Origin of the sequence: Ferrimonas sediminicola (assembly GCF_005116715.1) — a bacterium.
Lineage (GTDB): Bacteria > Pseudomonadota > Gammaproteobacteria > Enterobacterales > Shewanellaceae > Ferrimonas > Ferrimonas sediminicola.
On sequence record NZ_SWCI01000002.1, the window covers coordinates 265,158 to 283,633 of the forward strand.

Genomic DNA, 18,476 nt, shown 5'->3' on the forward strand with positions numbered 1-18,476 from the left:
GCGGTTCAACCGTCCCCCTCGCTCAGGGTTGTCCGGTACAGATAGAGGCAGATCAGTAACAGGGCAGCCAGACCGGAATAGCCGCCAAACCAGGCGGGAGGCATTGGTGTGCCTATAAAGGCGACATATAGGGCCAGGCACACCCCCATCAAGGCCTCGCCGGTGATCAGCCCCGACGCCAGCAGCAAGCCACGGTTGGTTTGGTCGCGTGCCTGGTCGGCCGGGAGAGACCGGGCGCGACGCCGAACCAGCTCCGCCAACACCCCGCCGACAAAGATGGGCACCGACAGGCCGAGAGGCAGGTAGACCCCCACGGCAACCGCCAGCACCGGGAATCGGAAACTCGCCCCCCGACGCTCCTGCACCCGGTCCAGCAGGATAAGCAGGGCTGCCAGGATGAACCCGATGTAGATGAAGTTCCACTCTATCCCCTGGCCGAAGATCCCCTGCGCCAACGCCATCATCAGTCCCGCCTGGGGGGCGGAGAGGAACCGGGCCGGATCCCCACCCGGGGCCGGTCGGCCGATGCCATAACCAGCATCCAACACGCTGAGGATCAACGGGATCACCAGGGCTGCCGCCGCCACTCCGACCACCTGAAACAGCTGTTGGCGCCAGGGGGTGGCCCCCACCAGGTGGCCGCACTTCAGGTCCTGCATGTTGTCGCCGGCAATGGCGGCCGACGAGCAGATCAGCGCCGCCAGGTAGATCACCGCAATGGGGCCCATCACCGCCGCCGGGCCCTCCTTGCCCATGATGGAGACCAGAATCAACGCCGAGGTGATCACCGTGGCAATGGTCACCCCGGAGATCGGGTTGTTGGAACTGCCCACCAACCCGGCCATGTAGCCGGCAACGGAGGCAAACAGGAAGCCGAGCACCAGCATCAACAGGGTCATCAGCCCGGCGATCATCACCTTGTACTGATAGTCGGTCATGGCGATGTAGAAGATGGCGTACAGCGGGATCACACAGATCAGCACCACCGAGGCCACGATGGAAAAGGGGGTGTCCGCCTCTGTCCTGGGGAAGGCGGTCGCAATCTCGGACTTGCGGCTCTGGTAGGCTTTCAAAGACGCCTGCACACCCGCCGCCAGGGGGCGCGCCAGGGACACCAGCGACCAGAGTCCACCGACCATCATGGCGCCAACACCGATGTAACGGCACTTCTGCCAGGCCGCACCCGCTATCGCCGCCCACTGTTGCCCGGAAAGCCCATCCAGCAGCTGACCCTGATCCAGTCCAGCGGCCAACAGCAGCGCGTCGCGGTTGAGTATCCAGTTTAGCGGCACGCCGACCAGGGTGCCGATCACCCCTCCGGCAAACACCAGCACCGCCACATTCAGGCCGACAATGTAACCGACCCCGATCAGCGCCGGACTCAGGGTGATGCCGCCGCTGAACAGATAGCTTCCCCCGATCCAGCTTCGCACCGTGGACACGCCGCCGGCAAACAGTCCCAGCCCCGACTCCAGCAGCTTGTAGGCACCGCCGAGGGCAGCGGAGCGGATCAGCATCCGGAAACCCTGCACCGGGGCGCGCTCCTCATCCGCAGTGGCACCGCTCCGGAGTGTCTCTATCCCCCCGGTCTTCAGCACCTCGGCGGTGGCCACCCCCTCCGGGAAGCCCAGCCTGGCCTCGACGATCAGAGCCCGCCGCAGCGGAATGGTGAACGCCACCCCGAGCACGCCCCCCACCATGGCAATGGAGACCATGGGCCAGTACAGGTAACCGTGCCAGGCGTGCATCATCACCAGGGCCGGTATGGTGAAGATGATCCCGGCGACCAGGGACTCGCCGGCGGAGGCGGCGGTCTGAACCATGTTGTTCTCCAGGATGGTGGCGTGGCGAAACAGCCGCAGCAGCCCCAGGGAGGCCGCCGCCGCCGGGATCGAGGCCGACACCGTCATCCCCACCAGCAGGCCAATGTAGGCGTTGGCCGCTGCCAGGAGCACGGAGAGGAGGATACCCAGCAGCAATCCCTTGACGGTGATCTCCGCCAGGGTGCGCTGTGGACCGACGACAGGAGGAGGAAGGGGTTGATTCATCTTATTTGTTCCGGTGACCTGTCCTAGTTTCAAACTAGCAGAGTGTAGTCGAAACGCACGATGGGGCCGGTGCCGGCCGTGTTAACCGCAACGCAATGAACGGCGGCCGTTGAGTTAGCCCGACGCCAGTCGCTACACCAACAAGGCCACACCCGCGCAACATGGCATCAATGGGGGTAATCCGAACCCGCTAATCTTTCATTTCCAAGGACATTGGACCTTTGCCACAATCGCTCCCCCTACCCTGGTCTGTGGCGCTGATGGAGAGTGAGATGAGTGAAGTGCAGTTGATTCTGGTGCTCTGGTTTGTCGGGGTGCTTACCGAGGCGATCACCGGCGCCCTGGCGGCCGGAAGAAACCGCATGGATCTGTTCGGCGTGGTGATGGTCGCCTGCATCACCGCCATCGGCGGTGGCACGGTTCGCGACATCCTATTGGGCGGCTATCCGCTCATCTGGGTTGCCCATCCTCACTACCTGCTGGCGATCGCGCTGGCGGCGCTGATGACGGTGGCGTTTTCGCCGCTGATGCGCTATCTCACCCGACTGTTTCTGACCCTGGATGCACTGGGACTGACGGTGTTTTCCATCATCGGTGTGCAGAAGGCCCTGTCGCTGGGCCACCCACCGCTCATTGCCATCGCCTCCGGACTGATCACCGGTGTCTTCGGCGGCATATTGCGGGATCTGTTCTGCCAGAGGGTGCCCCTGGTGTTTCGTAAGGAGCTGTACGCCATGGTGTCGCTGGTAACGGCGGCGCTGTACATGGGCCTGACCATGGCGGAGGCGTCAGAATGGCTGAAGCTGGCCATCTGTCTGCCGCTGGGGTTCGGCCTGAGGCTGTTGGCGATACGCTACCGCTGGTCGATTCCCACCTTCGACTACCAGGAACAGGGCGTCCACTAGGGAGCAGCGGCCTAGGCGTCAGCCAGGGAGAGGTGGATCCGCTCGGCGTTCCAGGGCTCGATGATCTTGCGGGTCCTGGCCTGGTTCCAGTAACACTTGCCGAACAGCATGATGCCGGCCCCTGCCAGGGCCTCGCGGTCCTCAATGCCATAGCGGGTCAGTATCGTCCGCCGGTGGCGGCGAATGGGTATGCCCACATCGGTGCACTCTGCCGGGTTGAGCCAGTCGAGGTCGCCGTCGGCATGGGACAGGGTGCCCCAGAACATCTTGGGCCTGGCCTCCTTGGCACTCTCCGCCGCCCTGGCGTCGGCGAAATTGACAAACAGGTTGCTCGCCTTGAACCGGTAGCCCTGATCCAGTTCGATCAGGGTGTCACTGTCGGCGAGATCGCTGCCCCTCATCAGGCTGTGCAGCGCCTTCGCCAGGGTCAGCGGCCTGGGCGTGCCGGCTCGCGCCGGCCGAAGGCCTTCCCGAGCGGCACCGACCGTTGTCGCCCGGCTTCGTTCCCCCTGTTTCCCCGGATTGAAGCTGAAGGGGATCACCTCCTCGGTCAGCATCTGCGCCACCTCGGCCGCATCCCTCTGCTCCAGCTCCTGCCCGGGAGAGCTCTGTGCCAGGCTGCACCCCTCAGTATGGTAGCGGGAGCCGAAACAGGCCGAACGTCCATCACGGCTGGCTTTGCGGTAGTAGGCCCGCCCATGGCACTCCGGGCAGTACAGATGCTGCCTGAATCGCTCGATCTGCTCTTCGGCCAGAGCCTGGAAGCAGATGATGGAGTAGAGGTGACGCCGTTCCTGGCAGATACAGAGTGCATCGAACATGTGGTCAGTCCCGGGGTGAACGCTGACCCGTTTATACCACAGCGGCACCGTTACCGACATCATCGCGCCCGGTAAGGCTAACTATAATTGGTGGGTTATCCGGCAAATATGGTGTCGCCGATGATCCACGAACCCGGTTTGCTCATCCTGGTGTTCATCATTCTGGCGCTGCTTATCGGCGCCGCGGTTCGCCACGCACTCAAGGGAAGCGGGCTGCCCTACACCGTGGTACTGCTGCTGGTGGGGCTGACCATGGGGCTGGCGCACAGGCTGGATCTGCTGGCGAGTCAGGCACCGCTGTTTCACCACAGCGTCGATCTGGTGTCCGGCATCAGCCCCCACCTTATCCTCTACGTCTTTCTGCCAACCCTGATCTTCGAAAGTGCGTTCTCCCTCGAAGCGCATCTGTTTCGCCGCATGTTCATGCAGATCGCCCTGCTGGCGATCCCCGGACTGATGGTGGCGGCGCTACTCACCGCCCTGCTGGCCAGGTGGGCCTTTCCCTGGGAGTGGAGCTGGGCACTGTGCCTGCTGTTCGGCACCCTGATCAGTGCCACCGATCCGGTGGCGGTGGTGGCGCTGTTGAAGGAGGTGAGCTCGCGCAAACGCCTGGAAACCCTGATCGAGGGGGAGTCACTGTTGAACGACGGCACGGCCATCGTCCTGTTCTCCCTGTTCTATGCGCTGGTCACCCTCGGCAGCGGCGACGCAAGCGCACCACTGCGGGTGGTGACCGAGTTCAACCAGGTGGTCCTGGGCGGCTTCGGGGTGGGCCTGGCGATCGGCGGCCTGGCGATCTGGTGGATAGGACGGGTATTCAATGATCCCCTCATCGAGATCAGCCTGTCGGTGGTGGCCGCCTACCTGGTGTTCTTCGTCGCCGAGCGGCTCCACGTCTCCGGCGTGGTTGCCCTGGTCACCCTGGCGCTGCTGTTTTCCGGCAGCGGACGCACCAGGATCAGTCCCGAAGTCACCGGCTTCCTCCACCATTTCTGGGAGGTGATGGCCCACGTCGCCAACACCATCATCTTCCTGGTGGTCGGCGTACTGATCGCCAGCCGGGTTCCGCTGGATCAACCCGCCTTGTGGCAGACCCTGGGGGCCCTCTACCTGGGGCTGATCGCCATTCGGGCCGCAACCATCGGCCTGTTTCTGCCGTTGCTGCAGAAGGTGGGGGCCCCCTTAACCCGGGCCAAGGCGATGGTACTGGTCTGGGGCGGATTGAGGGGGGCGGTGTCGCTGGCCCTGGCCCTGACCATTGCCGCCGATGGCCTGCTGGCGCGTGAACTGACGGACCAGATCCTGTTCCTCTGTGCCGGTATCGTGGTGCTCACCATCGTCCTCAATGGCGGCACCATGGGACAGCTGCTCCGCCTGCTCCGCTTGGATCGCCTGCCCGAAGCCAAGCAGGCCACGGTGGATCGGGTCGTCACCGTAGTGAACCGCGACCTCAATGAGATGCTGCCGGGGATGATGACCCATGAGTTTCTCAAGGGTTCCGACTGGGAGGCGGTGCGCCGCCATGTCCAGCTCGGCGACCAGCTGGCCGACACAGGGGGCGCCGACCTGGCCGCCGACGAGCTTGAGGTGGCGTTCCGGCGCCGGCTGCTGGAGACGGAACGACGCAGCTACTGGCTGCAATTTGAGCAGGGAACCCTGGGGCGAACCGCCACCGAGCAGCTGGTGCATGCCGTCGAACGGGTGCTCGATGGCCCACCGCAGATCGGCCCCCGCTCCGGGCTGGCATCGATCTGGCGTACCCCGCCCTGGCTGGAGTGGTTGCGCCGGATCGCCGGGGTCCGCCGTCTGGTGAACTCTATGCTCTATCGGCGACTGGCTTTGGGATACGATCTCGCCCGAGGCTTCATTCAGGCTCAGGAGGAGCTGCGCTCCCACGTGGAGGCGCTGGCGCCATCGCCGGCTTCCGCCGAGACGATCAACCGCCAGGTGGCGCTCAACTGCCGACTGGCGTCAAACTACATCGCCCAGGTGCGCGACTGCCACCCGGAACTGATCCAGGCTCTGGAAACCCAGGCGGCGAGCCGGCTGTTGCTGAACCGAGAACGTGCAATCATCAGTCAGCAGCTGCGCCTGGCGGTCCTGGACCAGCCGGAAGCGACCAGGCTGCTGAACGATGTGGAGCGGCGCATGGTGGCCTTGCAGCGCAGCCCCATGGCGCGCCATCCGGCCAAGATTGAACAGTGGCAACGGCTGGTTCCCTGGGCCCGCGACTGCAGCGAAGAGACCCGCGCCGCCCTGGTGGACGTGCTGGAGACGGAACTGTGTAACTCCGGCGATCAGCCGATCAAGCAGGGGCAGCCCCTGTCGGCTCTGGGGGTGGTGATCGAGGGCAGCCTGCAACTGACCTGCCTCGGTCAGGAGTCGCGGCGGTGTCGCCAGCTTGGCCCCGGGGAACCCTTTGCTGCCCTGGCGCTGATCTCCGGCCGGGCCCCGGCCAGTTACCGGGCGTCGACGCTGTGCCGTATCGGTTGGCTCAGCGCCGATGCCCTGCGAGGCATAATGGCCCGAGATCCAGAGCTGTCTCGGGCGGTGGCCAGCCTGGTCGCCGCCGAGGTCAGGGAGTAGCCCGGCTACAGCGCCAGTTTGGCGGCCACGTAGTCGGCGTCCTTGTCGCCGCGACCGGAAAGGTTCACCAAGATGCGCCGCTCCCTGGGCAGACGGCGGGCTTCCCGCATCGCCCAGGCAACGGCGTGGGCGCTCTCCAGGGCGGGAATGATCCCCTCCACCCTGGAGAGGGTCATGAAGGCGTCCAAACACTCCTGGTCGGTCACCGTGTCATACTCGACCCGCTCCAGCTCCTTGAGGTAACAGTGTTGCGGTCCCACACCCGGGTAGTCCAGGCCGGAGGCGATGGAGTGGACCGGCAGCGGCTCACCGGCCTCATCCTGCAATACGTAGCATTTGAACCCATGCAACTCGCCTGGCGATCCCAGGGTCAGGGTGGCGGAGTGCTGGTCGGTGTCCAGCCCCTTTCCGGCCGGTTCCACTCCGACGATACGCACCGGCTCGTCGGCCAGGAAGGCGGTGAACAGGCCAATGGCGTTGGAGCCGCCGCCGACACAGGCGGTGATGACATCGGGCAGTTGCTGATGACGCTCCTGGAACTGCTGACGCGCCTCGCGGCCGATGATGCTTTGAAAGTCCCGCACCATCTTGGGAAACGGATGGGGGCCCACGACAGAGCCGATGGCGTAGATGTAATCCTGCGGGTTCTCCATATAGGCCACAAAGGCACTGTCGACGGCGTCCTTGAGGGTGGCGGTTCCCTGGGTCACCGGAACCAGGTCGCAACCCAGGATCTTCATCTTGGTAACGTTGGGGTGCTCCTTTTCGATGTCCACCTGGCCCATGTGGATTTCGCAGGGGATCCCCACCAGGGCGCAGGCGGTGGCCAGGGCCACACCGTGCTGTCCGGCGCCGGTTTCGGCAATCACCTTCTTCTTGCCCATGTATTTGGCCAGCAGCGCTTCACCGAGGCAGTGGTTGATCTTGTGGGCACCGGTGTGATTGAGATCCTCGCGCTTGAGGTAGATCTGCGCCCCACCCAGCTGTTCACTAAGCCGCTTGGCGTGGTAGATGGGGCTGGGTCGACCGACGTAGTCCTGGAACAGTTGCATCAGCTCCTGCTGGAACTCCTCGGTTTGACGGATCTCCTCGTAAGCCAGGTTGATCTCATCCATCACCAGTTTCAGCTCGGGGGGGATCACCTGTCCGCCGAAGGGACCAAAGAAACCCTGCTCATCGGGCATGGGGGCAAACTCGAAACGACTCATGACTCGGCTCCTTGACGATTTGGCGATGCCTGGCTGTTCCAGGCTCATGGCCAGCACCTTACCAGTGTCATGTTTTCATTCCAAGCGTCATTAAAGCGTTACACAACACTGATAACACTAAAGTATTGATTGGATTCCTTGGTGTAATGTTTTCTATACACCCGTGCGGGCTGAGCTGTCGGCAATGAATCCCGCTCAGGGGGGCCGGGGGTAAAAACTGCCCGGTTGCCATCAATACACCCCGCTGAGGCCACAATTTGCCCCCCGGCCGTTTGAGGCTTGGGCTCAAGCTGGTATTATCGGCGGTCACCAATTTCGTTTGACTGACAACACAGAGCCGATCCTTATGGGAAGAAGTTTCGAAGTCCGCAAGCTGTCCATGGCAAAGACCGCAGCGGCAAAAACCAAGGTGTACTCCAAGTACGGAAAAGAGATCTATGTAAGCGCCAAGAACGGCGGCCCTGACCCGGATGCCAACCTTTCCCTGCGCCGGCTGATCGACAAAGCGAAGAAGGATCAGGTTCCCGCCCACGTAATTGAAAAGGCGATCGACAAGGCTACCGGCGGCGCCGGTGAAGACTACGTTCCAGCCCGTTACGAGGGTTTCGGTCCCGGTAACTGCATGGTGATCGTCGACTGCCTGACCGACAACGGCAACCGCACCTTTACCGAGGTGCGCCAGTGCTTCGTCAAGACCGACTCCAAGATCGGTGCGCCGGGCGCCGTGGCCCACATGTTTGATCACCAAGCGGTCCTGGCGTTCGAGGGAGACGACGAAGATGCCGTTCTCGAAGCGCTGATGATGGCCGACGTGGACGTGACCGACGTGGAGCTGGAAGATGGCACCGTTACCGTGTTTGCCCCCCACACCGAGTTCTTTAAGACCAAGACCGCGCTGATCGAGGCGTTCGGCGACATCAAGTTCTCCGTAGAGGAGATCACCTTCATTCCTCAGACCTACACCACCATCGAGGGCGATGACGTGGCCAGGTTTGAGAAGTTCATGGCGATGCTGGAGGACTGCGACGACGTGCAGCAGGTCTACCATAACGTCGAGAGCCAGGATTAACCATCCCACGCTTTGCAAACCCGGCCAAGTGCCGGGTTTTTTCATGGAGCATCCGATGAGCTTTCCCTGCCAACTGCTCAGCCAGCTTACCGGCCTTGAGGCGGTCGCCGCTATCCACCTGCTCCAGCCCTTGTGGGGCGACTATGGTGGCCTCTACCGCATCACCCCCGAGGGTGGGCACGCCTCCCTGGTGGCCAAGTGGATAGTGCCGCCGCCGGCAGCGCAGGGGTATGGCCACAAACGCAAGCTGCGCTCCTACCGGGTCGAGGTCAACTGGTACCGGGGGTTTGCCAACGACGGTGACAACGACTGCCGGATCCCCCGCTTTATCGGCTGCGGTGACGGCGATGCGGGTACCCTGATGGTGATGGAGGACCTGGCGGCGGCGGGCTTCCGGCCCATGAGCCGGAGCCAGGGCGAAGCGCACCTGGGCGCCCTGGTGGAGTGGCTGGCGGCGTTCCATGCCCGTCATATGGGCCGGTCGCCCACCGGCCTGTGGGAGACCGGCTGCTACTGGCATTTGGCGACGCGGCCGGACGAGTGGCGGGCGATGCCTGCCGGCCCCTTGAAGGCTGCCGCCGAGGCCATCGATGCCGAGCTTGCGGCTGCCGAGCATCAGACCCTGGTCCACGGTGATGCCAAGCTAGCCAATTTCCTGGCCGATGACCGCGGCCAGGTTGGCGCCGTGGATTTTCAATATGTGGGCCGGGGGCCCGGTGTGCGGGATCTGGTCTACCTGCTCGGCAGCGTCCTGGATGACCAGCAGCTGGCACGGAGCAGCTTCTTCTGGCTGGATCACTACTGCCAAAGGCTTGCCCACCTGCTGGGTGAAGGGGGCTGGAGCCGGCCGCGGCTGGCGTCCCTCACCCGTGAACAGTACCAGCTGTTTCCCTTTGCCTGGGCCGATTTTGAGCGTTTCCTCATCGGCTGGAAACCGGGCCACTGGAAACTGGGGCGCTTTTCCGAGGCGATGACCCAACGGGCGCTGGCGCAGATCGCCCAGAAGGGGCCCTCAGGCCCCTCTGCGCCTTCGCCACCCCGGCCTTCCCAGCCCCGTTCGTCGGCCCGGGCGGCTTCTAGGGCGGCATTGACCACCAGCAGGTTGGTTTGATCGGCAATCAGATTGATAACCGCACGTATAGCCTCGATCTCGCGGCTGTCCCACCCCTAACGCCTGTTCGACAGTCAGGGCAAGTTCGCCGATGGCATCGGAGGTGACAGTCACATTGGCGCCCTCCACTGGCCGACGGCATCGCCCATGCTTCGCGGCGGCGGCCGCTAGTGATCGGCCAGCCAGTCGAAGGCGACATGGTGCTCCAGCCCGGCATCGTCCTCCATCAGCAGGTTCAGGCGCCAAACCATGTAGCCGGAGGCACAGCTGCCGTACATCAGGCTGCCCCGGCCCCGCTCGTCGAAACTGACCGGCAGCCGCCCCATAAACATGTCCCGTCCCTCCACCACCGCCGAGATCAAGCGCCATCCCTCGGGTTTGTCCAGGATCAACGCCAGCGGCTGCTCGCTGGGCGCATTGCCCGGCGACAGGGAGAGGGAGAGGGTTTTGCCCGCCTGGGTGGTGTGACAGGCGCCCTGGTCGAACCGGCACAGACCAGGCTCGATCTCGGTGCCTTTTTGGCCACAACCGCTCATCAGCAGCAGCCAAAATGTGAAGCCCGTCATCCTTTTAAACTTCATTCAATACCACCTTGAATTTGCAGGATTTTATTTACAACATTTCCACAACAAAACTTGATCGCGATCAAACCCGATAAAGGGCTTTGTGCTAGGTTTTTTGACCGACCTCAAGTATCATGGTCGTGCCTTGATGCATATCACGCCAGACACGCTGTCACTTCTATCGTTTGCGTTAATTTGCATCGGTTTTTGGGGTAGCGACACCTGTCGTGGAAGTTAACATGCAATTGCAGTGGAAGCTAAAAATATGAACCTGACCAATACCAGCAACGACTACAACTATACGGTTGTGCGTCAGTTCGCTGTCGTGACCGTCATTTGGGGGATTGTTGGAATGCTGGTGGGTGTGTTTATCGCCGCCCAGCTGATCTGGCCCGCCCTGAACTTTGACATTCCCTGGCTGACCTACAGCCGCCTTCGCCCGTTGCACACCAACGCGGTGATTTTCGCCTTCGGCACCAGTGCCCTGTTCGCCACCTCCTACTATGTGGTCCAGCGTACCTGCCAAACCCGTCTTTTCGCGCCCAAACTGGCTGCCTTCACCTTCTGGGGTTGGCAGGCGATCATCGTGGCCGCCGCCGTTTCCCTGCCTCTGGGATACAGCACCGCCAAGGAGTACGCGGAGCTGGAGTGGCCCATCGACATCGCCATCGCCGTCGTCTGGGTCAGCTATGCCCTGGTATTCTTCGGCACCCTGATGAAGCGTAAGGTTGCCCACATCTATGTGGCCAACTGGTTCTTCGGCGCCTTCATTATTACCGTCGCCGTGCTGCACATCGTTAACTCCCTGGCCGTGCCCGTGGTGGACACCGCTTCCGGCCTGTGGACTATGAAGTCCTACTCCATCTATGCCGGTGCCGTGGATGCCATGGTGCAGTGGTGGTATGGTCATAACGCCGTAGGCTTCCTGCTGACCGCCGGCTTCCTGGGGATGATGTACTATTTCGTTCCCAAGCAGGCTGGCCGCCCGGTCTACTCCTACCGCCTGTCCATCGTCCACTTCTGGGCCTTGATCTCCCTGTACATCTGGGCCGGTCCGCACCACCTGCACTACACCGCCCTGCCCGACTGGACCCAGTCCCTGGGTATGGTGATGTCGCTGATCCTGTTTGCCCCCTCCTGGGGAGGGATGATCAACGGCATCATGACCCTGTCCGGCGCTTGGCACAAGCTGCGCACCGATCCGGTGCTGCGCTTCCTGGTGGTCTCCCTCTCCTTCTACGGTATGTCTACCTTCGAAGGTCCGATGATGTCCATCAAGACCGTGAACGCCCTGTCCCACTACACCGACTGGACCGTCGGTCACGTGCACTCCGGCGCCCTGGGCTGGGTAGCCATGGTCTCCATCGGTTCCCTGTACCACCTGATCCCCAACCTGTTTGAGCAGGGTCGCATGTACTCCAACAAGCTGGTGAACGTGCACTTCTGGCTGGCCACCATCGGCACCGTGCTGTACATCGTCTCCATGTGGATCTCCGGTGTGATGCAGGGCCTGATGTGGCGCGCGGTCAACGCCGACGGCACCCTGACCTACTCCTTCGTCGAGTCGCTTGAGGCCTCCTACCCGTTCTACTTCGTTCGCTTCCTCGGTGGTGTGTTCTTTGTCACCGGCATGTTGCTGATGGCGTACAACGTATACCGCACCATCACTGCGCCTAAAGGCTCCCTGAACGCCGAGGCGGAACTTCAGCCTCAGGCTGCTTAAGGAGAAGCGCAATGAAATTCAAACATGAAATTATCGAAAAGAATGTCGGTCTGCTGGCGATCTTCACCATCATCGCCATCAGCTTCGGCGGCCTGGTGCAGATCACTCCGCTGCTGTTCCAGAACGAGACCACCACTCCGGTGACCGGCCTCAAGCCCTACACCGCGCTGCAGATGGAGGGTCGCGACGTCTACATCCGTGAGGGCTGTAACTCCTGCCACAGCCAGATGGTGCGCCCCTTCCGCTCCGAAACCGAGCGCTACGGGCATTACTCCGTTGCCGGCGAGCACGTCTGGGAACACCCCTTCCTGTGGGGCTCCAAGCGCACCGGTCCGGACCTGGCCCGTGTGGGCGGCCGCTACTCCGACGACTGGCACCGTGTTCACCTGCGCAACCCGCGCATCGTGGTCCCCGAGTCCAACATGCCGGGCTTCCCCTGGCTGGAGGAGAACACCCTGGACGGCGTGAGCACCCTGAAGAAACTTCAGATCTTCCGCGACCAGTTCGGCGTACCCTATGGTGACGACGAGGCACTGAAGAAGGATGTGGAGTCCATCAAGGGTAAAACCGAGATGGATGCCCTGATTGCCTACCTGCAGTCTCTGGGAACCGCTCTGAAATAAGGAGGCCTTCGATGGACTACGGAACGTTTCAAGGCATCATAACCCTTGTTTTATTGCTGATTTTTCTGGCCATCGTTGGCTGGGCCTACAGCGCCAGGCGCAAGCCCGCCTTCGAGGAAGCGGCCAACCTCGTCTTCGACGACGAGCAGAAGCACCAGGGATCTAAGGAGTAATCTAGATGACCAGCTTTTGGAGTATTTTTATCACCGTGATCACCCTGGGGGTGATCTTCGGGTGTCTTGCACTGCTTATCTGGTGCATGAAAGACAAGATGGGCGTTGAAGAGGGTGAAGGCATGGGCCACACCTTCGACGGCATTGAGGAGGTGAACAACCCCCTGCCCAAGTGGTGGTCCTACATGTTTGTGTTCACCATCGTGTTCGGTCTGGGCTACCTGGCCGCCTACCCAGGCCTGGGCAACTGGAAAGGCCTGCTGGGCTGGACCTCATCCAACCAGAGTGTGCTGAACATGGAGGAGTCCAAGGCGGCCGCCGCCGAGGCCCGCGACGGCGAATCCGGCTGGGTTCAGTACGACCAAGAGGTGGTCCTGGCCGACGCCCAGTATGGTCCCATCTTCAAGAGCTTCGCCGCGAAGCCCGTTGAAGCGCTGGTGGCCGACGCCGAAGCACTGAAGATTGGCCAGCGTCTGTTCTTGCAAAACTGCGCTCAGTGCCACGGTTCCGATGCCAAAGGGGGCCCCGGCTTCCCCAACCTGACCGACGGATCCTGGCTCTACGGTGGCGATGCGGCAACCATCAAGGCGACCATCATGAATGGCCGTCGTGGCATGATGCCGCCCAAGGGCGGCCTGCCGGTCACCGACGAGGAGATTCCGGCCATTGCCGAGTACATCTACGGCCTCAACGGTCGCAAGCATGATGCCGCACTGGCCGCACAGGGTCAGGCCGGCTTCATGAAGGGCTGCTTTGCCTGTCACGGCATGGATGGCACCGGCAACAAGCTGATGGGCGCCCCTAACCTGACCGACAAGGCCTGGCTCTACGGCGGCAGCCGCAAGGTGATCGAGGAGAGCATCCGTAACGGCCGCGCCGGAGTGATGCCCGCCTGGAAAGAGGTACTGGGTGAGGACAAGGTTCACTTGATTACCGCCTACGTCTACAGCCTCAGTCAGGGCTAATCCCCCTGCAGGAAAGCCCCGTCCTTCGGCGGGGCTTTTTTTTACTCCGCCAATTTCTGTGGCAATGGTGTCCCAACAGGGAAACCAGTATTATGGACCCCAGTCCATTGGAAGGTACGATAGATGAACAACACCCCCTGGTATAAGCAGTTCTGGCCATGGTTTCTGATCCTTCTTCCCGGATCCGTCGTCATCGCGGCCCTGATTACCATCAAGGTTGCCACCGATAATCCCGTCGCCCTGGTCGCCGAGGACTACTACAAGAAGGGCAAGGCGATCAATCAAGACCTCTCCCGCATCACCCAGGCTCGAAACCTCGGACTGGTGTTCGAGATGAAGCAGGAGGCGGGTCAACTGGTTCTGATTCAACATGGTGGCCCCGCCACCGGCGCCGCCCTGGAGATCGAGTTCCACCACACCACCCTGCCCCACCACGACCTGACCCAGATGGTCACCCAGGACGCTCAAGGCCGCTATCTGCTACCCGGCGACAAGCTGATTGACGGCAAATGGCAGGTGATGATCGATGCCCACGATCAAAGTTGGCGCCTGCAAAAGCGGCTGCACCTCCCCCTGAGCCATCCCGTCTGGTTCCAGTAGCAGGGGGCAACTTTGAGCAGTAACGCCTGTTTCCACTGCGGACAGCCCGTGCCGCTGTCCGCAACGTTCTCCGTCACCATCGACGCCCAGCCCAGGGAGATGTGTTGCCCCGGCTGCGCCGCCGTGGCCCAAACCATCTGTGATGCCGGGCTGGGGGACTACTACCGTTACCGAACCGAATCCGGCAGCAAACAGAGCCTGGACGCGATCATGGCCCAGCTTGATGCCTATGACCTCGAAGAGGTGCAGCGGGAGTTTGTCGCCCGGGAGGGGGGGCTGAACTCGGTGGTGTTGTCGGTGCAGGGGATCAGCTGTGCCGCCTGTGCCTGGTTGATCGAGCGCCACTTCCGCAAGCTCGATGGCATCCACAGGGTCAACGTCAACACCACCACCATGCGCGCCACAGTGAGCTGGTATCCCGACAGGATCAAGCTGTCGGCGATCCTCAATCAGCTGGCCGCCATCGGCTATCCGTCAACTCCCTTCCAGCCGGACGCCAAGGAGCAGACTTATGCCCACAGCACCCGGCAGTTCCTGTTCCGTCTGGGGCTGGCCGGCATGGCCACCATGCAGGTGATGATGCTCGCGGTCGCCCTCTACATGGGCTACTTCACCGAACTCGATCCCCTCTACCGTGACTACTTCCGCTGGGTGTCGCTGCTGTTTGCCACCCCGGTGGCCCTCTACTCCGCCCAGCCGTTCTACTTCAGCGCCCTGAGGGCGTTGATGTCGCTGCGGGTCAATATGGACCTCCCGGTCTCCATCGCCATCCTCGGGGCCTTCGGTGCCAGTTGCGTGGCCACCTTCAAGGGCGCCGGCGAGGTCTACTTCGAGTCGGTCTCCATGTTCACCTTCTTCCTGTTGCTTGGGCGGTTCCTGGAGCAGCGGGCCAGGCGCAAGGCGGCGGAATCGGCCTCCAACCTGCACCGACTGGTGCCGCTCACCGCCGAACTGGTCACCGAACAGGGCCAGCAGCAGGTGGCGGCCAAGACCCTAAAGATCGGCGACCTCTGCCTGGTGAAGCCGGGCGACGCCATCCCCGCCGACGGTGAGCTGGTGTCCCAGGCCGCTGCCGTGGATGAGTCCATGCTGACCGGCGAGCAGGAACCGGTAGCCAAGCGCGCCGGCGACCCGCTCTACGGCGGCAGTGTCAACTTCGATCAGAGCATCGAGATTCGCATCACCCGGGTCGGCACCGAACAACTGATTCACACCATAGTGAGGATGCAGGAGCAGGCCGCCCAGGAGAAGCCGGAGATCGCCAGGTTGGCGGACCGGGTGGCTCGCTACTTTGTCCCCGGCGTTCTGGCCCTCTCAACCTTGACCTACCTGGCTTGGCACTTCATCGACCCCGCCCGGGCGTTCTGGGTGACTCTGTCGGTACTGGTGGCCACCTGCCCCTGCGCCCTCTCCCTGGCGACCCCGGCCGCCCTGACCTGCGGCAGTACCGCCCTGCGCAATCACGGCCTGCTCTCCCGCAGTTCACGGGTGCTCGAGACCCTGCCGAAAATCGATACCCTGCTGTTCGACAAGACCGGCACCCTGACCCAAGGCAACTGGTCACTGACCCGCAGCCACAGCCTCGATGGGCACCCGGTGGCCCGTCACCTCGCCCTGGTGGCGGCATTGGAGCGGGCCAGCAGCCATCCCCTGGCGCAGGCGTTCCGGGCCTTCGACCAGCCCGGCCTTTCCGTCGAGTCCCTGGAGCACATCCCCGCAGGGGGCATTCAGGGCAGGGTGAACGGGGTCCGCTACCGGGTGGGCCACAGCCGCTTTATTGGCCTGGAGCAGCAGGATGACCGGCTGTGGCTGGCCGACGAGAGGGGGTCACTGGCCTGGTTCCGGCTGGAGGACACCTTGCGCGAAGACGCCGCCCCGACCCTGGCCCGGCTTCAGTCCCAGGGACTTCGCTGCGAGATGCTCTCCGGCGATCCCAGCCCCCAAGCCCCCGCCCTGGCCGCCGAGCTGAAGATGGACGACTGCCACCACGGCATGACCCCCGCAGAAAAGCACACCTACCTGAAGAGCTTGCAGATGGACGGCCACCGGGTGGCGATGTTCGGCGACGGTGTCAACGATGCCCCGGTTCTGGCCGGGGCGGATCTCTCCATCGCCATGGGCGCCGGCACCGAACTGGCCAAGAGCAGTGCCGACCTGGTGCTGTTGGGTGACCGGCTGGGCCCGGTGGTCGACGGCATCGCCATCGCCAAAAAGACCGTTCGCGTCATCCGCCAGAACCTGATTTGGGCCCTGGGGTATAATCTGGCCATCCTGCCGCTGGCGGTCTGCGGCCTGGTGCCCCCCTACGCCGCTGCCATCGGCATGTCGGCCAGTTCGCTGATCGTGGTCGGCAACAGTGTGAGACTATTGAAACTATGAGCATCATCTTTACCCTGATCCCGGTGGCGATCCTCTTTGTCATCATCGCCGTCATCGTCTTCTTCTGGGCGGTAAAATCCGATCAGTTCGAGGACCTGGACCGCCAGGGATCCAGCATCCTGTTCGACGACGAACAGAAGCCGCGCGATGAGTGAGTTCAGCCTGTGGGCCGCTCTCTCCATCGGCCTGCTCGGTTCGGCTCACTGCGTGGGGATGTGCGGCGGCATCATGGCCGCCCTCAGCCATGGACTGCCCGGCCGTGATCAGCTGAACCTCTCCAGGCGGCTGGGCCTGCTGGCCGCCTACAACCTGGGGCGGGTGACCAGCTACGCCGCCGCCGGCGCGCTGCTCGCCTCCCTCGCCGGCGGAATCGGGGTGCTGTTTGACCTGGATCACTGGCTGACCGGGATGCGGTTGCTGGCGGGAATCATGCTGATCCTGATGGGGTTCTACCTGGCCAACCTCTCCTCCGCCCTGGTGATGGTGGAGAAGCTGGGCAACCCGCTGTGGAGCCGCCTGGCGCCCCTGGCGCGGCGGCAGTTGCCGGTCACCTCACCCGCCAAGGCCCTGGCGGCGGGTATGCTGTGGGGCTGGCTGCCCTGTGGCCTGGTCTATTCGACCTTGATCTGGGCCCTCTCTCTCGGTTCGGCGCTGGACACCGTTATGGCCATGACCGCCTTCGGCCTGGGAACCCTGCCCAGCATGATACTGGTAGGTGCGGCGGCCGATGCGTTTAAGAAGCTTTTGGTTAATAAAGGATTTAAGCTTTTCAGCGCCCTGTTGTTGATCGTCTACGGTGTGCACACAATGACTATTGCGCTAGGTCAATTTTTCTAGCTTCAAGAGAAGGTTTTGGTTTACCATGTGTCATGAGTTGACCCAATCGGGAAAGAGCCTTGGATAACAATCGCGCAAAAAGGACGGCGTTCGGTGGCTGTGCTATTCACTGCCACGATTGCAGCATGTCAGAACTCTGCATACCGTTCACGCTCAATGCCAATGAGTTGGACAAACTGGACGCCATCATCGAACGAAAGAAGCCCATTCAGAAGGGTGAGATCCTGATTCAGTCAGGCGAGCCCCTGAAGAGTCTGTTTGCCATCCGATCGGGCACCATCAAATCCTATACCATCACCGAAAACGGCGACGAGCAGATCACCGGCTTCCACCTGGCCGGCGACGTCATCGGCTTCGACGGTATCCACTCCGAGCAGCATCAGAGTTTCGCCCAGGCACTGGAAACCGCCATGGTGTGCGAAATCCCCTATGAAACCCTCGACCAGCTCAGCGGTGCCATGCCCCGGTTGCGCCAGCAGATCATGCGGCTGATGAGCAATGAGATCATGGGGGACCAGGAGATGATCCTGCTGCTGTCCAAGAAGAACGCCGAGGAGCGTCTCGCCGCCTTCATCAGCAACCTTGCCAAGCGCTTCGGTAACCGCGGTTTCTCCAGTCGCGAGTTCCGCCTGACCATGACCCGGGGGGACATCGGCAACTACCTTGGCCTGACCGTGGAAACCATCAGCCGCCTGCTCGGCCGTTTCCAGAAGTCCGGCCTGATTGAGGTCAAGGGCAAGTACATCACCATACTGGATCTGGAACGGCTATCGGATCTGGCGGGAAATGCCCGCATCGCACGCTAAAACGGGGGCACCACAAGGTGCCCTTTCTGTCTCCCTCATTCGCCAAGTCGCCAGTTTTG

At 62.5% G+C, this 18,476-nt stretch carries 17 protein-coding genes and 1 pseudogene; 13 read left to right on the top strand and 5 right to left on the bottom strand.

The annotated features are described in order from the left end of the window. Positions 1-5: 5 nt before the first annotated feature. Positions 6-2,048: an OPT family oligopeptide transporter gene (locus tag FCL40_RS04605; RefSeq protein WP_136851817.1), complete on the bottom strand. Its 2,043-nt coding sequence runs from the start codon at positions 2,046-2,048 to the stop codon at positions 6-8. A 272-nt stretch (positions 2,049-2,320) separates the two neighbouring features. Here FCL40_RS04605 and FCL40_RS04610 point away from each other — a divergent pair, with 272 nt between their 5' ends. Next, positions 2,321-2,953, top strand: coding sequence for a trimeric intracellular cation channel family protein (locus FCL40_RS04610; protein WP_136851819.1), 633 nt, complete (start codon positions 2,321-2,323; stop codon positions 2,951-2,953). Positions 2,954-2,964: 11 nt separating this feature from the next. On the opposite strand, the gene FCL40_RS04615 is transcribed toward FCL40_RS04610, so the two are convergent. Beyond that, on the bottom strand, positions 2,965-3,774 hold the full coding sequence (locus tag FCL40_RS04615; protein ID WP_136851821.1) for a hypothetical protein: 810 nt from the start codon (positions 3,772-3,774) through the stop codon (positions 2,965-2,967). A gap of 120 nt (positions 3,775-3,894) precedes the next feature. Here FCL40_RS04615 and FCL40_RS04620 point away from each other — a divergent pair, with 120 nt between their 5' ends. Continuing rightward, the gene (locus tag FCL40_RS04620) at positions 3,895-6,360 is read left to right on the top strand and encodes a cation:proton antiporter (RefSeq protein ID WP_136851823.1); all 2,466 of its coding nucleotides are present in this window, start codon (positions 3,895-3,897) and stop codon (positions 6,358-6,360) included. A gap of 5 nt (positions 6,361-6,365) precedes the next feature. Here the strand turns inward: FCL40_RS04620 and trpB are convergent, their stop codons facing one another. After that, positions 6,366-7,568, bottom strand: a complete 1,203-nt coding sequence (gene trpB, locus FCL40_RS04625) for a tryptophan synthase subunit beta (protein WP_136851825.1) — start codon at positions 7,566-7,568, stop codon at positions 6,366-6,368. A 346-nt stretch (positions 7,569-7,914) separates the two neighbouring features. On the opposite strand from trpB, the gene FCL40_RS04630 reads away from it, so the two are divergent. Both FCL40_RS04630 and FCL40_RS18730 read left to right on the top strand, forming a co-directional pair. Further along, positions 7,915-8,637 (top strand): YebC/PmpR family DNA-binding transcriptional regulator, encoded by a 723-nt coding sequence (locus FCL40_RS04630; protein WP_136851827.1) that lies wholly within the window; start codon positions 7,915-7,917, stop codon positions 8,635-8,637. Positions 8,638-8,692: 55 nt separating this feature from the next. Further along, positions 8,693-9,748, top strand: a complete 1,056-nt coding sequence (locus tag FCL40_RS18730; RefSeq protein WP_407644137.1) for a phosphotransferase family protein — start codon at positions 8,693-8,695, stop codon at positions 9,746-9,748. Here FCL40_RS18730 and FCL40_RS18890 read toward each other — a convergent pair. Next, positions 9,739-9,786 (bottom strand): annotated as a pseudogene (locus FCL40_RS18890) (hypothetical protein); the annotation flags it as partial. The gene FCL40_RS18730 and the pseudogene FCL40_RS18890 overlap by 10 nt on opposite strands. Positions 9,787-9,915: 129 nt before the next feature. Next, entirely contained in the window at positions 9,916-10,329 is a 414-nt protein-coding gene (locus FCL40_RS04640; protein ID WP_136851829.1) for a hypothetical protein, read from the bottom strand. Positions 10,330-10,576: 247 nt separating this feature from the next. On the opposite strand from FCL40_RS04640, the gene ccoN reads away from it, so the two are divergent. The 9 genes from ccoN to etrA all read left to right on the top strand — a co-directional run bounded on the left by ccoN (position 10,577) and on the right by etrA (position 18,417). Next, on the top strand, positions 10,577-12,034 hold the full coding sequence (ccoN, locus tag FCL40_RS04645; RefSeq protein ID WP_136851831.1) for a cytochrome-c oxidase, cbb3-type subunit I: 1,458 nt from the start codon (positions 10,577-10,579) through the stop codon (positions 12,032-12,034). A gap of 11 nt (positions 12,035-12,045) precedes the next feature. Further along, positions 12,046-12,657: a cytochrome-c oxidase, cbb3-type subunit II gene (gene ccoO / locus FCL40_RS04650; protein ID WP_136851833.1), complete on the top strand. Its 612-nt coding sequence runs from the start codon at positions 12,046-12,048 to the stop codon at positions 12,655-12,657. Positions 12,658-12,668: 11 nt separating this feature from the next. Then, on the top strand, positions 12,669-12,830 hold the full coding sequence (locus FCL40_RS04655) for a cbb3-type cytochrome oxidase subunit 3 (protein WP_136851835.1): 162 nt from the start codon (positions 12,669-12,671) through the stop codon (positions 12,828-12,830). Positions 12,831-12,835: 5 nt separating this feature from the next. After that, complete coding sequence (gene ccoP, locus FCL40_RS04660; RefSeq protein ID WP_136851837.1) at positions 12,836-13,795, top strand: cytochrome-c oxidase, cbb3-type subunit III; 960 nt, start codon at positions 12,836-12,838, stop codon at positions 13,793-13,795. A 123-nt stretch (positions 13,796-13,918) separates the two neighbouring features. Next, positions 13,919-14,395, top strand: a complete 477-nt coding sequence (locus FCL40_RS04665) for a FixH family protein (RefSeq protein WP_136851839.1) — start codon at positions 13,919-13,921, stop codon at positions 14,393-14,395. A gap of 12 nt (positions 14,396-14,407) precedes the next feature. Next, positions 14,408-16,774, top strand: coding sequence for a heavy metal translocating P-type ATPase (locus tag FCL40_RS04670; RefSeq protein WP_136851840.1), 2,367 nt, complete (start codon positions 14,408-14,410; stop codon positions 16,772-16,774). Beyond that, a complete protein-coding gene (gene ccoS / locus FCL40_RS04675; protein WP_136851842.1) occupies positions 16,771-16,929 on the top strand; it encodes a cbb3-type cytochrome oxidase assembly protein CcoS in 159 nt (52 codons plus the stop codon). The genes FCL40_RS04670 and ccoS overlap by 4 nt, the downstream gene beginning before the upstream one ends. After that, positions 16,922-17,611, top strand: coding sequence for a sulfite exporter TauE/SafE family protein (locus tag FCL40_RS04680; protein WP_136851844.1), 690 nt, complete (start codon positions 16,922-16,924; stop codon positions 17,609-17,611). Before ccoS ends, FCL40_RS04680 begins: the two co-directional genes overlap by 8 nt. 59 nt (positions 17,612-17,670) lie before the next feature. After that, positions 17,671-18,417 carry an electron transport transcriptional regulator EtrA gene (etrA, locus tag FCL40_RS04685; RefSeq protein ID WP_028108498.1) on the top strand — a complete coding sequence of 249 codons (747 nt, stop codon included), beginning with the start codon at positions 17,671-17,673 and terminating at the stop codon, positions 18,415-18,417. The last annotated feature ends 59 nt before the right edge of the window (positions 18,418-18,476 follow it).

What these genes read in the sequence shown, in the direction of transcription:
- FCL40_RS04605 (WP_136851817.1), bottom strand. Translation starts at nt 2,048, where the DNA reads ATGAATCAACCCCTTCCTCCTCCTGTCGTCGGTCCACAGCGCACCCTG.
- FCL40_RS04610 (WP_136851819.1), top strand. Translation starts at nt 2,321, where the DNA reads ATGAGTGAAGTGCAGTTGATTCTGGTGCTCTGGTTTGTCGGGGTGCTT.
- FCL40_RS04615 (WP_136851821.1), bottom strand. Translation starts at nt 3,774, where the DNA reads ATGTTCGATGCACTCTGTATCTGCCAGGAACGGCGTCACCTCTACTCC.
- FCL40_RS04620 (WP_136851823.1), top strand. Translation starts at nt 3,895, where the DNA reads ATGATCCACGAACCCGGTTTGCTCATCCTGGTGTTCATCATTCTGGCG.
- trpB (WP_136851825.1), bottom strand. Translation starts at nt 7,568, where the DNA reads ATGAGTCGTTTCGAGTTTGCCCCCATGCCCGATGAGCAGGGTTTCTTT.
- FCL40_RS04630 (WP_136851827.1), top strand. Translation starts at nt 7,915, where the DNA reads ATGGGAAGAAGTTTCGAAGTCCGCAAGCTGTCCATGGCAAAGACCGCA.
- FCL40_RS18730 (WP_407644137.1), top strand. Translation starts at nt 8,693, where the DNA reads ATGAGCTTTCCCTGCCAACTGCTCAGCCAGCTTACCGGCCTTGAGGCG.
- FCL40_RS04640 (WP_136851829.1), bottom strand. Translation starts at nt 10,329, where the DNA reads ATGAAGTTTAAAAGGATGACGGGCTTCACATTTTGGCTGCTGCTGATG.
- ccoN (WP_136851831.1), top strand. Translation starts at nt 10,577, where the DNA reads ATGAACCTGACCAATACCAGCAACGACTACAACTATACGGTTGTGCGT.
- ccoO (WP_136851833.1), top strand. Translation starts at nt 12,046, where the DNA reads ATGAAATTCAAACATGAAATTATCGAAAAGAATGTCGGTCTGCTGGCG.
- FCL40_RS04655 (WP_136851835.1), top strand. Translation starts at nt 12,669, where the DNA reads ATGGACTACGGAACGTTTCAAGGCATCATAACCCTTGTTTTATTGCTG.
- ccoP (WP_136851837.1), top strand. Translation starts at nt 12,836, where the DNA reads ATGACCAGCTTTTGGAGTATTTTTATCACCGTGATCACCCTGGGGGTG.
- FCL40_RS04665 (WP_136851839.1), top strand. Translation starts at nt 13,919, where the DNA reads ATGAACAACACCCCCTGGTATAAGCAGTTCTGGCCATGGTTTCTGATC.
- ccoS (WP_136851842.1), top strand. Translation starts at nt 16,771, where the DNA reads ATGAGCATCATCTTTACCCTGATCCCGGTGGCGATCCTCTTTGTCATC.
- FCL40_RS04680 (WP_136851844.1), top strand. Translation starts at nt 16,922, where the DNA reads ATGAGTGAGTTCAGCCTGTGGGCCGCTCTCTCCATCGGCCTGCTCGGT.